This is a genomic window from Burkholderia sp. BCC1972 (genome assembly GCF_905339605.1).
Classification (GTDB): domain Bacteria; phylum Pseudomonadota; class Gammaproteobacteria; order Burkholderiales; family Burkholderiaceae; genus Burkholderia.
This window is the reverse complement of the sequence record NZ_CAJPGH010000026.1, coordinates 105066-120245: the sequence shown is the minus strand read 5'-3', so window position 1 is coordinate 120245 and position 15180 is coordinate 105066. Positions and strand designations below refer to the sequence as shown.

Sequence of the window (15180 nt, the reverse complement as noted above, 5' to 3'; positions counted from 1 at the left end):
TTCATTTCCGGCGCCGGAATCGATGCGTCGCGCTCGCGACGTCCACGCACGACGCATACCACCCTGCCAATCGGCGCCGCTCGCCGGATTTCATCCACCGTCACCTTCACGAACGACAAGTCGCGACGGTCGTCACGATCCATCCCCGATTCCGCCTGCTCGCACCGATCACCACACTCAACCGGGATTTCCCTAGGCTGACAGGGCTGCGTTCACGCGGTTAAATAAATCAACGTGATTTATTTAATGCGCCGCCGAGCGGCGCGACATGGAAGGAGACGCCATGAGAAGCCCGCACATCGGCCAGGGAAGCAACTCGGCCAACGTGCGCCGTTACAACGAGCGCCTGCTGCTGAAGACGCTGCGCCGCGTAGGCAGCGCGTCGAAGGCCGACCTCGCGCGTCTCGCGAACATGACGGGCACGGCGGTCGGCAGCATCATCGACTCGCTCGCCGACGCGAAGCTGATCGAATTCGCCGGCCGTACCGAAGGCCAGCGCGGCCAGCCGGCTTCGCTGATCCGTCTCGACCCGCACGGCGCGTTCGGCATCGGCGTCCATCTCGACCGGATGCGCATCGAGACCGCGCTCGTCAACTTTGCCGGCGACGTGCTCGGCCGCCGCTCGCACGACACGCTGCTGCCGCCCCCTGCCGACGTGCTCGAAATCGTGCGTCACGACATCGACGCGATGCAGGCCCTGCTCCCCGACCATGAACGCGCGCGCCTGACCGGCGTCGGCGTCGCGCAGCCCTACAACCTCGGCGCGTGGATGCGCGAGCTCGGCCTTGCGCCCGACACGTTTCGCGCCTGGGAAGACGTCGATTTCGCGGCCGATCTCGGCCGCACGCTGTCGCTGCCCGTCTTCGGCGAAAACGACGGCAATGCAGCGGCGATCGCCGAACTGTTCTACGGATACGGCCGGCAGTGCGACGATTTCGTGTACCTGTTCATCGGACCGGCGATCGGCGGCGGCATCGCGATCGACGGCGACTGCCTGCGCGGCGTGACCGGCAATGCAGGCGACATCGCCGTGATTCCGGTGCTGCCGAGCCGGCTCGCCTCCGCGCCGCCGCCACGCGGCTCGTGGGACATCCTGCTCGCGCGCGCATCGCTGCATGCACTCGTGCGCCATCTGCGCCATCACGGCGAGACGGTCGAGAATCGCGCCGATCTCGAAGCGTGCATCGCCCGCGGCCTGCCGGCCGTCGACGAGTGGATCGACGACTGCGTCGACGCGCTTGCACCGGCGTTGCGCGCAGTGCTGTGCGTGGTCGATGCGCCGGTCGTCGTGCTCGACGCCGACACCGACGCGGGCCTGCTCGACGCGGTCACGACGCGCCTGCGCTCGGCGCTGGTTGCGACCGCACCCGAAGCACGCGGCACGCCGACGCTCGTGCGCGGCACGTTCGGCGCCGACGCCGGCGCGATCGGCGCCGCCACGCTGCCGATGTTCTTCAACTTCTCTCCGCGTGCCGGCATCCTCAAGGGCGCCCGCACCGACTCGCAGGAGGTCCACCATGTCGCGTTCTGAGTCGCCCCGTCCGTTGCTCGAGATGCGCGGGATCAGCAAGACGTTCCCGGCCGTGCGCGCGCTCGACAAGGTCAGCCTGACCGTCTATCCCGGCGAGATCCACTCGCTGATGGGCGAGAACGGCGCGGGCAAATCGACGCTGATGAAAATTCTGTCGGGTGCATACCGCGCCGACGCCGGCGGCGAAATCCTGATCGACGGCGAACGCATCGAGATCGACGGCCCGCTCGCCGCGCGCGATGCGGGCGTCGCGGTGATCTACCAGGAGCTGTGCCTGTCGCCGAACCTGACCGTTGCCGAGAACATCTACATCGGCCGCGAACTGCGGCGCGGCAACCGGCGCTGGGGCACGATCGACCGCGCGGCGATGGCGCGCGGCTGCCAGGACGTGCTCGCGCGCCTCGGTGCGCCGTTCGGGCCCGACACGCTCGTCGACACGCTGTCGATCGCCGAACAGCAGCTCGTCGAGATCGCGCGCGCCGTGCATACGCGTGCTCGCATCCTCGTGATGGACGAGCCGACGACGCCGCTGTCGTCGCGCGAAACCGAGCACCTGTTCAGCCTGATCCGCCAGTTGCGCGAGGAAGGCCTCGCGATCATCTACATCAGCCACCGGATGGCGGAGATCTACGAACTGTCCGATCGCGTGTCGGTGCTGCGCGACGGCGCGTACGTCGGCACGCTCGAACGCGCATCGCTGTCGGCCGAGCGGCTCGTCGCGATGATGGTCGGCCGCGACATCTCCGGCTTTTACAAGAAGGAACACGCGCAGTACGACCCCGGCCACCTGCTGCTGTCGGTCCGCGACATCGCCGACGGCGCGCGCGTGCGCGGCTGCAGCCTCGACCTGCACGCCGGCGAAGTGCTCGGCATCGCAGGCCTCGTCGGCGCGGGGCGCACCGAACTCGCGCGGCTGATCTTCGGGGCTGAGGCGCGCGTGCGCGGCGAGGTGAAGCTGGGCGACCGCACGTTCGGCGCCCACTCGCCGCGCGACTCGATCGACGCCGGCCTCGTGTACCTGACCGAGGACCGCAAGCGCCAGGGCCTGTTCCTCGACATGAGCGTGCGCGACAACATCAACATCTCGGTGTGCAACCGCGATGCGCGGCTCGGCGCGCTCGACCTCGCACGCGGCGCCGAGCGCGCGCGCGACGCGATCGCGTCGTTGTCGATCCGCGTGCCCCACGCGAACGTCAACGTCGGCGCGCTGTCGGGCGGCAATCAGCAGAAAGTGCTGCTGTCGCGGCTGCTCGAGACGAAGCCGCGCGTGCTGATCCTCGACGAACCGACCCGCGGCGTCGACATCGGCGCGAAATCCGAGATCTACCGGATCATCAACGAACTGGCCCGTGCCGGCGTGGGCGTGATCGTGATCTCGAGCGAGCTGCCGGAAATCATCGGCGTTGCGGATCGCGTGCTCGTGATGCGCGAAGGCGAGATCGCAGGCGAACTCGGCGGCCACACGCATACGTCCATCACGCAGGAAGCGATCATCGCGCTCGCCACCGGCTCGCAGGCCGAACTCGCCGACGCGCACTGAGCCCGCTCTTTCAATTCACCCTTACATTCAGGTTACCGAAATGATCAACCCGACCAAGCAGCGGAACCTCGCTTCCGCGACGGCCCAGCCGGTGGCCAACCGTACGCCGCTGTTGCGCGGCGCCGATCAACGCGCCCGCATGCAGTCGCTGATCCGCACAGCCGGCATGCTGCCGGTGCTGCTGGTGCTGTGCATCGGCTTCGGCTTCCTGACCGACGGCTTCTTCACGCTGCAGAACCTGTCGATCGTCACGCAGCAGGCATCGATCAACATCGTGCTCGCGGCCGGCATGACCTTCGTGATCCTGACGGGCGGCATCGACCTGTCGGTCGGCTCGGTGCTCGCCGCCGCGGCCGTCGCCGCGCTGCTCGCCTCGACGATCCCCGGCTGGGGCTGGCTCGGCGTGCCGTTCGCACTCGTCGTCGGCCTCGTGTTCGGCGCGATCAACGGCGGGCTGATCTCGTTCCTGCGCCTGCCGCCGTTCATCGTCACGCTCGGCGCGATGACGGCCGTGCGCGGCGTCGCACGCCTGATCGGCAACGACACGACCGTATTCAACCCGCAACTGCCGTTCGCGTTCATCGGCAACGGCACGATTCTCGGCGTGCCGTGGCTCGTCGTGATCGCCTGCGCGGTGATCGCGATCTCGTGGTTCATCCTGCGCCGCACGGTGCTCGGGATGCGGATCTATTCGGTCGGCGGCAATCCGGAAGCCGCGCGTCTGTCGGGCATCAACGTGCGGGCGATCCAGATGTTCGTCTATGCGGCGTCCGGGCTGCTGGCAGGCCTCGGCGCGGTAATGTCGGCCGCCCGGCTCTATGCGGCCAACGGCCTGCAGCTCGGCCAGTCCTACGAACTCGACGCGATCGCCGCGGTGATCCTCGGCGGCACGAGCTTCGTCGGCGGCGTCGGCTCGATCGTCGGCACGCTGATCGGTGCGCTGATCATCGCGGTCCTGACGAACGGCCTCGTGCTGCTCGGCGTGTCCGACATCTGGCAATACATCATCAAGGGGCTCGTGATCATCGGCGCCGTCGCGCTCGATCGTTACCGCCAGCGCGACTCGGCGCGCACCTGATCCCTACCCGTCGATTCAACCTCGCGGCGCAGGCTGGTCCGCCTGCGCCGTTCGCCAACAGACCTCACGGAGACACCACGACATGTTCAAGCACACCGCCGCCCTGACCGCCGTCGCCTGCGCACTCGCCTTCGGCGCTTCCGCCGCACACGCGGCCGACAAGCCGCTCAAATCGATCGGCGTCACGGTCGGGTCGCTCGGCAATCCGTACTTCGTCACGATCGTCAAGGGTGCCGAAGCACGCGCGAAGCAGCTCAACCCGAACGCGAAGGTCACGGCCGTCTCGGCCGACTACGACCTGAACAAGCAGTTCACGCAGATCGACAACTTCATCTCCGCGCACGTCGACATGATCCTGCTCAACGCGACCGATCCGAAGGCGATCGAACCGGCGGTGAGGAAGGCGCAGGCGGCCGGCATCACGGTCGTCGCGGTCGACGTCGCCGCGGCCGGCGCGAATGCGACCGTGCAGACCAACAACGTGAAGGCCGGCGAACTCGCGTGCGACTACATCGCGAAGAAACTCAACGGCAAGGGCAACGTGATCATCGAGAACGGCCCGCAGGTGTCCGCCGTGATCGATCGCGTGAACGGCTGCAAGTCCGTGCTCGCGAAAAACGCCGGCATCAAGCTGCTGTCGAGCGACCAGGACGGCAAGGGCTCGCGCGAAGGCGGGATGAACGCGATGCAGGGCTACCTGACGCGCTTTCCGAAGCTCGACGCGGTGTTCACGATCAACGACCCGCAGGCGATCGGCAGCGACCTTGCCGCGAAGCAGCTGAACCGTCCGGGCATCGTGATCACGTCGGTCGACGGCGCACCCGACATCGAAGTCGCGCTCAAGTCCAACACGCTCGTGCAGGCGTCGTCGAGCCAGGATCCGTGGGCGATGGCGCAACAGGCCGTCAACGTCGGCTACGGGATCATGAACGGCCAGAAGCCGGCCAATCCGATGATCCTGATCGAGCCGACGCTCATCACGCGCGACAACGTGAAGACCTACAAGGGCTGGAGCACGCCGCGCTGATCGCGCCGCCCGTCCGCCCGCGCAACCGGGCAGTGCCGGGCCGCGTCGCCATGCGCGACGGCCCGCACTGCCCGCTTTTTTTTGATCAACCGCTGTACGGCCGCGCGCAACGCCGCGGCACAAGGTTTCGACATGACGACGACGTTCCCCCGCCTGATCGTATTCGGCGAAGCGCTGACCGATTTCATCCGCGACGACGCGCAGCATTGGCACAGCGTCGCCGGCGGCTCATGCTGGAACGTGGCGCGCGTCGGCGCGCGGCTCGGCGTGCCGACGGCCTTCGCCGGCACGGTCAGCCGCGACACCTTCGGCGACGAGCTGATGCGCAAGAGCGCCGACGCAGGACTCGACATGCGCTTCATCCGGCAGGTCGACCGCGCGCCGCTGCTCGCGATGGTCGTGTCGAAGCAGCCACCCGACTATTTCTTCATCGGCGAGAACAGCGCCGACCTTGCCTTCGATCCGGCCGACTTGCCCGCCGGCGCCTTCGACGCGGCCGAGATCGTGCACGTCGGCTCGCTCGGTGTCGTGCGCGAGCCGCTCGCGTCGCGCCTGATCGACGTCGCACAGGCCGCGCGCGCGGCCGGCAAGCGGATTTCGTTCGACCCGAACTTCCGCGCGCCGATGGCTGCGCCGTCTTATCGCGGCACGTTGCAACGGCTGGCCGTGCTCGCCGACTGGATCAAGGTATCCGACGAAGATCTGCGCAGGCTGTTTCCCGAACTCGACGAGGCGGCCGCGCTCGCGCAACTGCGCGAATGGGCGCCCGACGCGACGCTGCTCGTCACGCGCGGCGCATCGGGCATGCAGCTCCTGCATCGCGACACCGAGCTGTTCCAGCCCGCCTTCCCGACCGAAGTCGCCGACACGGTCGGTTGCGGCGATGCGAGCATCGGCGGCTGGCTCGCGAGCCAGCTTGCGCGCCCCGATGCGACGGCCGCCGACCATCTGCGCTACGCGGCCGCATGCGCGGCAGTGGCCTGTGCGCACGCAGGCGCCTATGCGCCGACGGCTGAGGAAGTGGCCGGCATGATCGATCGCACGGCCGGCGTCGCCGCGCTTTAGCAATAGACGGCGCCGCGCGCCGCCGCGTCACGCGGCGGTCGTGCCGTCGCTGCCGTCGCTGCCGTCCGGCGGCATGCCTGCCTTCAGCAGTTGAAGGCTCTCGTCGACGCTCAATTCCGACATCGCGTCGTCGTGCAGCGTATCGTCCGCCGCACGGCGCAGCGCATGCAGCGCGTGCATCTTGAGCCGCACGATCGCGAGCCGCAACCCGCGCGCCGCGCATTCGGCCGCAAAGGTGCGTAACGATTCGATCGTCGTACCGTCGACATCAGGCGTTTCCTCGAGGCTCAGCATCACGGTATGCGTGTCCGGCGCGGCCTTCATCAGCGCGCGCACGCGATTCAGCATCCGGTCCGCATTCGCGAAGAACAGTTGCGCTTCGGGCCGCACGATCAGCACGCCCGGCACCGGCTTCGCGTCGGCATGGCTCGCGACGTCGACGAAGTCGTGGCTGTCGCGCAGCCGGCCGAGCACGCTGACGTTCGGCTCGGACAGCTTGCGCAGCGTCAGCAACAGGCTCACGCCGATGGCCGCGAGCAAGCCGTGCAGCACGCCGAGCACGAGCACCGCGAGCAGCGCGGCGATCACGACGAGCCGGTCGCGATGCCACGCCCAGTACGGCCGGAAGACGGACGGATGCAACGAGTGGCTGACCGCGAAGGTCACGATCGCCGCGAGCACGGGCTCCGGCGTGCGCGCGAGCTGCGGCAGCAGCAGCCAGACGATCAGCGCGACCACGCCGGCCGCCCAAAGGCCGGCAAAGCGCGACTGCGCGCCGGCCGCCTCGTTCGCCGACGTCGCCGAATAGCCAGCACCGACCGGCATTCCGTGCAGCAGGCCCGACACGAGGTTCGCGCAGCCGAGTGCGACGAGATCGCGGTTCGGCGACACGGTATCGCCATGCTTGAGCGCGAAATTGCGGATCGAACCGTACGACTCCGCGTACAGGATCAGCATCAGCGCGAACGCGAGCTCGACCGTCTGCATCCACGCGTTGCGGTCGAGCGTCGGCAGGCCGAATTCGAGGTGCCGAAAGTCAATATGGCCGACGATCGCGATCCCGTATCGCTGCCAGTCGATCGCGTAGCCGGCCGCGATCGACAACACGATCACGACGAGCGTCGCCGGCACGCGCGAGCTCCGCCCGAGCACGAACAGCAGCGCCAGCGCGATCGCACCGAGCACGACGCTCGCGAGGTTCGCATGCGGCGCGCCGGCGATCAGGTCAAGCGCGACATGGGGCGCATCGCTGTGCTGCACGGAGATCGCGAGGATCTTCGGCAACTGCTTGATGACGATCGTCAGCGCGAGGCCGAACGTGAAGCCGCGCAGCACGGGCCGTGCGACGAAATCCGACATGCCGCCGAGCCGCGCGGCGCCCGCGAGCATGAACAGCACGCCCGTCATCGCGACGAGCGCCGCCGCGAGCGCGAGCTGCGCGGCCAGCGCCATCCCCGATTCGGCAAGCACGGTTGCCGCGAGCACCGCGGCCGACGACGACGTCGACGACACGATCGCGAAGCGGCTGCTGCCCGTGAGCGCATAGACGACGAGCCCCGACAGCAGCGCGATCAGGCCGGCCTGCGGCGGCAGGTTGGCGAGCCCCGCATACGCGACCGCTTCGGGAATCAGCAGCCCGGCGATCGACAGGCCGGCCAGCGCATCGAGACCGATGCGCCGCTTGGGCGGCGGCGAAGCGGCATCGAGCGGAGCGAAATGGTCGGCATGCTGCGGGCCGGCGTCGGGACGAATCGGGGCGGTCGTCATGAGGCGGTCGGCGCCGTGCGCCGGTCAGGGCTTGACGGCGATGACGCCCGACCAGCCGGGCAGGTAGCGCGCGTCCTGGTCGTGTGCGCGGTGCAGCGCGACGTCGAGCGCCTTGGCGAAATTCTTGCGGATCTGGTCGAGCGTGATGTGCTGGCGCAGATAGTCGGCCCACAGGAATTCGCTGAACGGCGTCGCGTCCTTCGCATAGCCGCCGGCCGTGCGCAGTTCGCCGGCCAGGCTGCGGTACGGATCGTCCACGAGCCCCGTCAGCGCCTTCGGCAGATTCGCGTAGTCGCGGCGCGTGCCGTCCGCACCGAACGGATGCACCCACTGGTTGTGCTCCATCATCCGCCAGAAGATCGTGTCGTCGAGCCACGACAGATCCTTCAGCAACATCGCGTTCACGCGCGACTCGCCCTCCTCGATCAGCGCGAGGCCGAGATGGTGGTGATCGGTGATGTAGTGCAGCCCGTCCGGGCCGAGGATGGCCGGGAACCAGTGCGATTCGATCGCCGCCTTGCGTGCGCGCTTGTTGAGCCCCTTCCAGTGCTTGCGCTTCGCCTTGACCTCGCGATAGCCGACCGTCATCTGCGTCGGACGCAGCGCGTCGAGCCGGACGGGAATGAGATGAACGTCGTTGCCGAGTGCCATGGTCGTACCCCATGTTGCGAAATTCCGGCAACGATACTCCTGATCGCGCGAGCCGTTAATACGTCACGACCTCGATACGCATCTGATTGACGATCTCTGACAACCGTCCGTGCCTGCGCGCGACGCTGCGCTACGCGCGCAGGTCGTTGCGTTCGAGACGATGACGAATGTAAGGAATGCCATCGTGCACGACGCTCACGCGATGCATGCCGAGCTTGCGCGCGACGTTCAGCGAGCCATGGTTGGCTTCCGCGATATCGGCGATCACGCGCGGCAGTCGCACGGTGTCGAACGCGTGACGCACGACGGCTTGCGCGGCCTCGCTCGCGATGCCGCGCCCCCACGTCGCGCGCACGAGCCGCCAGCCGATCTCGACGTCGCGCGCCCCGTCCGCATAGTCGGGAATCAGCAGGGCCCAGCCGATGAACGCGTCGGGCGCGGCTTTCTCGAAGATCGACCAGTAGCCGAGGCCCGGCGGATAGTCGCGCGTGATCCGGTGCATGACGAAGCGGCGATGCTCGTCGGGGTCGTGCCACGGGCCCGCGATGTGCCGCGTGACCTCGGGATCGCGATCCATCGCGAGGCACGCATCGAGATCGGCCAGCACGCGCGGACGCAGCCACAACCTCGCCGTTTCGAGCACGGGCAGCACGCCGGCGGAACGTTCGGTCATCGGGACTCCTGATTCGGTGACGATGTGCATCGCACACATTACAGAACAAATACAAACAGCCTTCCGGAATGATACAGACTCATGTCGCCTGGCTCGCGCGGCGCCGTTGCCGTTTCCGAAACAGTTCATTTCGTAGGGATTATTCCCGATTCGATGTTATCGCGCCCCACATCGCGCGGCGCCGCGGCCTACACTCGATCCATGCCCCCGCACCGCGCGCAGGCCGGGCCGGCATCCGCATGCCTATCGTGTGCGCACACGCCAACGTGGAGACCTCGGACATGAGCTGGACCCGCGAACAACGCAACGTCACGATCGCCGCCTATCTGGGGTGGACGCTCGATGCGTTCGATTTTTTCCTGATGGTTTTCGTGCTGAAGGACATCGCCGCGGAATTCGCGTCGACGATCCCCGCCGTTGCGTTCGCGCTCACGCTGACGCTTGCGATGCGCCCGCTCGGCGCGCTGATCTTCGGCCGGCTCGCCGATCGCTTCGGCCGACGCCCGACGCTGATGGTCAACATCGCGTGCTATTCCCTGCTCGAGCTCGCGTCCGGTTTCGCGCCGAGCCTCACCGCGCTGCTCGTGCTGCGCGCGCTGTTCGGCATCGCGATGGGCGGCGAATGGGGTGTCGGCTCCGCGCTGACGATGGAGACCGTGCCGACCCATGCGCGCGGCTTCGTGTCGGGGCTGCTGCAGGCCGGCTACCCGAGCGGCTATCTGCTCGCGTCCGTCGTGTTCGGCCTGTTCTACCAGACCATCGGCTGGCGCGGGATGTTCATGGTCGGCGTGCTGCCCGCGCTGCTCGTGCTGTACGTCCGGACCCACGTGCCCGAATCGCCTGCGTGGAAGCAGATGGAGAAGCAGCCGCGCCCGAGCCTCGGCGCCACGATCAAGCAGAACTGGAAGCTCACGATCTACGCGATCGTGCTGATGACCGCGTTCAACTTCTTCTCGCACGGCACGCAGGATCTCTACCCGACCTTCCTGCGCGAACAGCATCACTTCGATCCGCATACCGTGTCGTGGATCACGATCGTGCTGAACATCGGCGCGATCGTCGGCGGCCTGTCGTTCGGCTCGATTTCGGAGCGCATCGGCCGGCGCCGCGCGATCTTCATCGCCGCGCTGATCGCGCTGCCCGTGCTGCCGCTGTGGGCATTCTCGAGCGGCCCCGTTGCCCTCGCCGCCGGCGCGTTCCTGATGCAGATCTCGGTCCAGGGCGCGTGGGGCGTGATCCCGGTCCACCTGAACGAGATTTCGCCCGACGAAATCCGCGCGACCTTCCCCGGCGTCGTCTATCAGCTCGGCAACCTGATCGCGTCCGGCAACGCGACGATGCAGGCGTCGCTCGCCGTATCGCACGGCAACAACTACGGCCTCGCGCTTGCGCTCGTGGCCGGCACCGTTGCCGTCGTGATCGCCGTGCTGATCCTGTTCAGCCGCGAACGACGCGGCATCGACATGACGCAATCGGTCAATACGCGTAGCACCGTCGGCTGATTCCGCGTATTGCCGCATCGCATCATCGCGCGCGCCCCGGCTGGCCGGGGCCGCGCGTCACACTTTCCGCATTCGCACATCGAACTAGAGGAATTTGTCCAGATTCCCCGCTTGCCCGCCATGCCCGCGATTTTTTATCTTAATAAAAACGACTGTTTGAATCAGATAATCAAATCACCTGTTCGCGGCCGGGAAACCGGCATGGGAGGCGGAACATGGCAGTAAGTCAGGAGGGGCGGCCATCCGCGGGACGGCCGTCCGGGGCGCGGTCATCCGGCACTCGGCAGACCGGCGGGACGAAGGCGCGCATCCTCGATGCGGCCGAGGATCTCTTCATCGAGCATGGCTTCGAAGCGATGTCGATGCGGCAGATCACGTCGCGCGCGGCGGTCAACCTCGCGGCGGTCAACTATCACTTCGGCAGCAAGGAAGCGCTGATCCACGCGATGCTGTCGCGCCGGCTCGACCAGCTCAACCAGGAACGCCTCGGCATCCTCGACCGCTTCGATGCGCAGCTCGGCACGCACATCACCTGCGAGCACGTGCTCGGTGCGATGTTCATTCCCGCGCTGAAGGCCTCGCGCGATCCCGAACGCGGCGGCCCCGGGTTTCTCCGGCTGATCGGCCGCGCCTACACCGATCCGTCGCCGTTCGTGCGCAACTTCCTGACCGCGCACTACGCGAGCGTCGCGGGCCGCTTCTTCGACGCGTTCCAGCGCGCGTTGCCGCATCTGCCGCGCACCGAGCTCGGCTGGCGGCTGCACTTCGCGATCGGCGCACTGTCCGGCGCGCTCGCGGGTGCCGAGACGGAAAGCCTGATCGACGAGTTCTCGCAAGGCCGCACGATGAACGACGTGCAGATGATCGCGCGGCTGTCGTCGCTGATCGTTGCCGCGCTGAAGGCGCCGATGCCCGATAGCGCGCAGCTGTCGATCTTCGCGGCGGTGCTCGACGACGCAGGCGCCAGCGAAGCGTTCGGGCTGCCGCAGTCGAGCGCGGCTGCCACCGATACGGCGACCCTGCATTCCACGAACTGAGCGCGCGGGGCCACGCGCGGCTTCCTGTTCACGATTTGATTGATACGCGCGGTCGTGCGGAGCGTCGAGGCGCCTGCACCGACCGGCCGCGAAGCACGGGGCATGGGCAGGCGTCGAAGCGCCGGCCCGCCCTCGCCGAGAGCAAAGACCGGAGACACGTCATGTCATCTTCCGCAGCAACCACAGCGGCGCAGATCCCGCCGAACACCGACGGCATCTGGTACGCGTCATATCCGCCCGGCGTCCCGCACGAAATCGACGTCGCGCAATACGCGTCGCTCGTGCAGTTCTTCGACGAATGCACGACCCGCTTCGCCGATCGCGTCGCCTACGTGAGCGCCGGCGCGTCGATGACCTACCACACGCTCGCGCAGAAAGTCGATGCATTCGCGTCGTATCTGCAAAGCCTCGGCGTGAAGCCGGGCGACCGCGTCGCGATCATGCTGCCCAACACGTTCCAGTACCCGGTCGCGCTGTTCGGCACGCTGAAGGCCGGCGCGATCGTCGTCAACGTCAACCCGCTCTACACCGTGCGCGAGCTCGCACACCAGTTGAAGGACAGCGGCGCGCAGACGATCGTCGTGTTCGAGAACTTCGCGCGCACGCTGCAGGACGCACTGCCGGAAACGCAGGTGAAGAACATCATCGTCACCGCGCTCGGCGACCTGCTCGCCGACGGTTTCAATGCGAAAGGACGCCTGATCAATTTCGTGCTGAAACACGTGAAGAAGCTCGTGCCGGCCTACCACCTGCCGCAGGCCGTCCGGCTGCGCTCGGCCCTCGCGCTCGGCGCGCGCGTCAAGCCGCAACCCGTGCAGACGACACGCGACGACCTCGCGTTCCTGCAGTACACGGGCGGCACGACCGGCGTCGCGAAAGGCGCGATGCTCACGCACGGCAACCTGATCGCGAACCTGCTGCAGGCGAAGGCGTGGATCGCCGACCAGGTGTCGGGCGACGTCGAAACCGTGCTCACGCCGCTGCCGCTGTATCACATCTATTCGCTGACGGTAAACGCGTTCATCTTCATGGGACTCGGCGGGCGCAACATCCTGATCGCGAACCCGCGCGACATGAAGATGGTGATGAAGATCATCCGCAACGAAACGTTCACGGGCATCACCGGCATCAACACGCTGTACAACGCGTTCCTCGACAACGAGGAATTCCGCCAGCGCGACTTCTCGAAGCTCAAGCTCGCGATGGCCGGCGGGATGGCGATGCAGCGCGCGGTCGCGGAACGCTTCCAGCAGGTGACGGGGCGACCGGTCGTCGAAGGCTACGGGCTCACCGAATGCTCGCCCATCGTCACGATGAACCCCGTGGACCTGAACGACATGGCCGCGTTCAGCGGCTCGATCGGCCTGCCCGCGCCGTCGACGATCGTGCGCTTTCGTCGCGAGGACGGCACCTGGGCGCCCGTCGGCGAGCCGGGCGAGCTGTGCGTGCACGGCCCGCAGGTGATGCTCGGCTACTGGCAGCGCCCGGACGAGACGGCCAAGGTCATCGACGCCGACGGCTGGCTCGGCACCGGCGACATCGGCGTGATGGACGAGCGCGGTTTCATCCGCCTCATCGACCGCAAGAAGGACATGATCCTCGTGTCGGGCTTCAACGTGTATCCGAACGAGATCGAGGAAGTGCTCGTGATGCATCCGGGCATCAGCGAGGCCGCCGCGATCGGCATTCCGGACGAAGTACAGGGCGAACGGATCAAGGTGTTCGTCGTGCGCCGCGACCCGTCGCTGACCGTCGACGACGTGCTCGCGCACTGCCGCAAGAACCTGACCGGCTACAAGATGCCGAAATTCGTCGAGTTCCGCGACGCGCTGCCGCAGACGAACGTCGGCAAGATCCTGCGCCGCGCGCTGCGCGACGAGGAGCTCGCCAAAGTCAAGGCCGCGAAGCAAGGCTGAACGAACCATCGCTCCGGGAGACGCTGTCGATGAACGAAGGAATGAAGCGCCGCGCACGGCATGCCGCCGCCGCGGCCGTCGCGGGCCTGCTGTCGTTCGCGCACGCGGGCCTGCACGCGCAGGAAACGGCCGATACCGCGAGTGCGGCACACGAGGTCGCGCTGCCGGCGGACCTCGCGAAAGTCACGCGCGAGCCGCTCGCGCAACAGGCAGGCTGGCTGCGCACGGCCGCGCAGCGCGGCACGCTCGCGCAGCTCGACGACGCGACGCTCACCGCGCTCTTCAAGGCGCTCGACCCGCTCGCCGTGCCGCTCTATATCCGCAATGGTCCTAACGGCTATCCGGCGTACCAGTTCACGATGGTGCGCCAGGAGCGCATCAGCGGGAAATGGTCCGACACGCCCGACCGCATGCGGGTGAAGACCACCCGCGAGCCGCTGCGCGTGTATGCGAAATGGTTGCCGGGCGGCGCGCATGCGGGACAGGAGACGATCTACGACACGACGCAGCGCAAGGACGAGATGTACGGCCATCTCGGCGGCCTGCTCGGCAAGATTCCGCTGTGGACGGCGCTCGACGGCGCGCTGGCGCGTGCGCAGTCGAATCACCAGGTGAAGGATCTCGGCACCGAGTTCATCACGAACCTGTACCTGACCGAAGGGAAGAAGTATCTGGAAGCCGGCGTGCAGCGGCCGACCCAGGTCGAAGCGAAATCGATCGGCGGCGTGCGCGTGGTCGCGCTCACCTACGAGACGCCGACCGGCCGGCCGCAGTTCTACGCGAAGAAGGAAGTCCTCGGGCTCGACCTGCACGCGCCCTATTTCCGGACCGTCGAGTCCTATGACAACGACGGCAAGATCTTCGAGCGGATCGTCATCGAGAAAATCGCGCCGACCACACTCGACGACACCGCATTCGACCCGAAAAACCCCGACTACGCGTTCTGATGCGCGCCGGCGCGGTTGACGCCGCGATCAATCGTCATCGTCGTCGCCGTGGTGCTTGCGCCAATGCTTGTAATAGTGCTTGCGCCACTTCCGGTAGCGATCGTCGTCGTCATCGCCGTAGTAGCCGTATCCGTAGCCCGGATAGGCGACGACGGCCGGCTGCGGCGCCACATAGACCGGTGCCGGCTCGACATAGACCGGCGCGACCGGTACGCCGATGCCGACCGACAGGTCGACATGCGCCATTGCACTGCCGGAAGCCAGCAACGCCACGCCGCCGACCCACCCTACCCATTGCCTCATGTTCATGTTCTGCATCCCTGATACGCCGGCCCGCCCGGCGCGCGCGCTCAATGTAAGCGCACCGCACGCGGCGAGGTGATACGGCACTGCGAGAGTCGTAACGCGACGTAACGAAACGGCTTTAGCTATTCGGCCGAATCGCG

The 15180-nt window shown here is 67.3% G+C and carries 13 protein-coding genes; 9 read left to right on the top strand and 4 right to left on the bottom strand.

The window, feature by feature from the left end; translation table 11 throughout:
* Positions 1 to 283: 283 nt before the first annotated feature.
* From U5798_RS29485 to U5798_RS29465, 5 genes are all read left to right on the top strand, one after another.
* Positions 284 to 1531, top strand: a complete 1248-nt coding sequence (locus tag U5798_RS29485) for an ROK family protein (protein WP_124454900.1) — start codon at positions 284 to 286, stop codon at positions 1529 to 1531.
* Entirely contained in the window at positions 1518 to 3071 is a 1554-nt protein-coding gene (locus tag U5798_RS29480) for a sugar ABC transporter ATP-binding protein (RefSeq protein ID WP_322084010.1), read from the top strand. The genes U5798_RS29485 and U5798_RS29480 overlap by 14 nt, the downstream gene beginning before the upstream one ends.
* Before the next feature lie 40 nt (positions 3072 to 3111).
* Positions 3112 to 4149 (top strand): ABC transporter permease subunit, encoded by a 1038-nt coding sequence (locus U5798_RS29475; protein ID WP_124454896.1) that lies wholly within the window; start codon positions 3112 to 3114, stop codon positions 4147 to 4149.
* 82 nt (positions 4150 to 4231) lie between these two features.
* Positions 4232 to 5176, top strand: coding sequence for an ABC transporter substrate-binding protein (locus U5798_RS29470; RefSeq protein WP_124454894.1), 945 nt, complete (start codon positions 4232 to 4234; stop codon positions 5174 to 5176).
* Between the two features lie 132 nt (positions 5177 to 5308).
* Positions 5309 to 6241 (top strand): carbohydrate kinase, encoded by a 933-nt coding sequence (locus tag U5798_RS29465; RefSeq protein WP_322084009.1) that lies wholly within the window; start codon positions 5309 to 5311, stop codon positions 6239 to 6241.
* A 27-nt stretch (positions 6242 to 6268) separates the two neighbouring features.
* Here the strand turns inward: U5798_RS29465 and U5798_RS29460 are convergent, their stop codons facing one another.
* The 3 genes from U5798_RS29460 to U5798_RS29450 form a co-directional block, all read right to left on the bottom strand.
* Entirely contained in the window at positions 6269 to 8008 is a 1740-nt protein-coding gene (locus U5798_RS29460) for a SulP family inorganic anion transporter (RefSeq protein WP_322084008.1), read from the bottom strand.
* A 24-nt stretch (positions 8009 to 8032) separates the two neighbouring features.
* Positions 8033 to 8659, bottom strand: coding sequence for a ParB-like protein (locus tag U5798_RS29455; protein WP_322084007.1), 627 nt, complete (start codon positions 8657 to 8659; stop codon positions 8033 to 8035).
* 130 nt (positions 8660 to 8789) lie between these two features.
* Complete coding sequence (locus U5798_RS29450) at positions 8790 to 9332, bottom strand: GNAT family N-acetyltransferase (RefSeq protein WP_322084006.1); 543 nt, start codon at positions 9330 to 9332, stop codon at positions 8790 to 8792.
* A gap of 281 nt (positions 9333 to 9613) precedes the next feature.
* Between U5798_RS29450 and U5798_RS29445 the strand changes: the two genes are divergently transcribed.
* From U5798_RS29445 to U5798_RS29430, 4 genes are all read left to right on the top strand, one after another.
* Positions 9614 to 10834, top strand: coding sequence for an MFS transporter (locus tag U5798_RS29445; RefSeq protein WP_124454884.1), 1221 nt, complete (start codon positions 9614 to 9616; stop codon positions 10832 to 10834).
* Positions 10835 to 11049: 215 nt separating this feature from the next.
* The gene (locus tag U5798_RS29440; RefSeq protein ID WP_322084005.1) at positions 11050 to 11871 is read left to right on the top strand and encodes a TetR/AcrR family transcriptional regulator; all 822 of its coding nucleotides are present in this window, start codon (positions 11050 to 11052) and stop codon (positions 11869 to 11871) included.
* Positions 11872 to 12032: 161 nt separating this feature from the next.
* Positions 12033 to 13787, top strand: a complete 1755-nt coding sequence (locus U5798_RS29435) for an AMP-binding protein (protein WP_322084004.1) — start codon at positions 12033 to 12035, stop codon at positions 13785 to 13787.
* Between the two features lie 29 nt (positions 13788 to 13816).
* Positions 13817 to 14734 carry a DUF1571 domain-containing protein gene (locus tag U5798_RS29430; RefSeq protein WP_322084003.1) on the top strand — a complete coding sequence of 306 codons (918 nt, stop codon included), beginning with the start codon at positions 13817 to 13819 and terminating at the stop codon, positions 14732 to 14734.
* Between the two features lie 27 nt (positions 14735 to 14761).
* On the opposite strand, the gene U5798_RS29425 is transcribed toward U5798_RS29430, so the two are convergent.
* Positions 14762 to 15052 (bottom strand): PXPV repeat protein, encoded by a 291-nt coding sequence (locus U5798_RS29425; RefSeq protein ID WP_415859518.1) that lies wholly within the window; start codon positions 15050 to 15052, stop codon positions 14762 to 14764.
* Positions 15053 to 15180 lie beyond the last annotated feature (128 nt).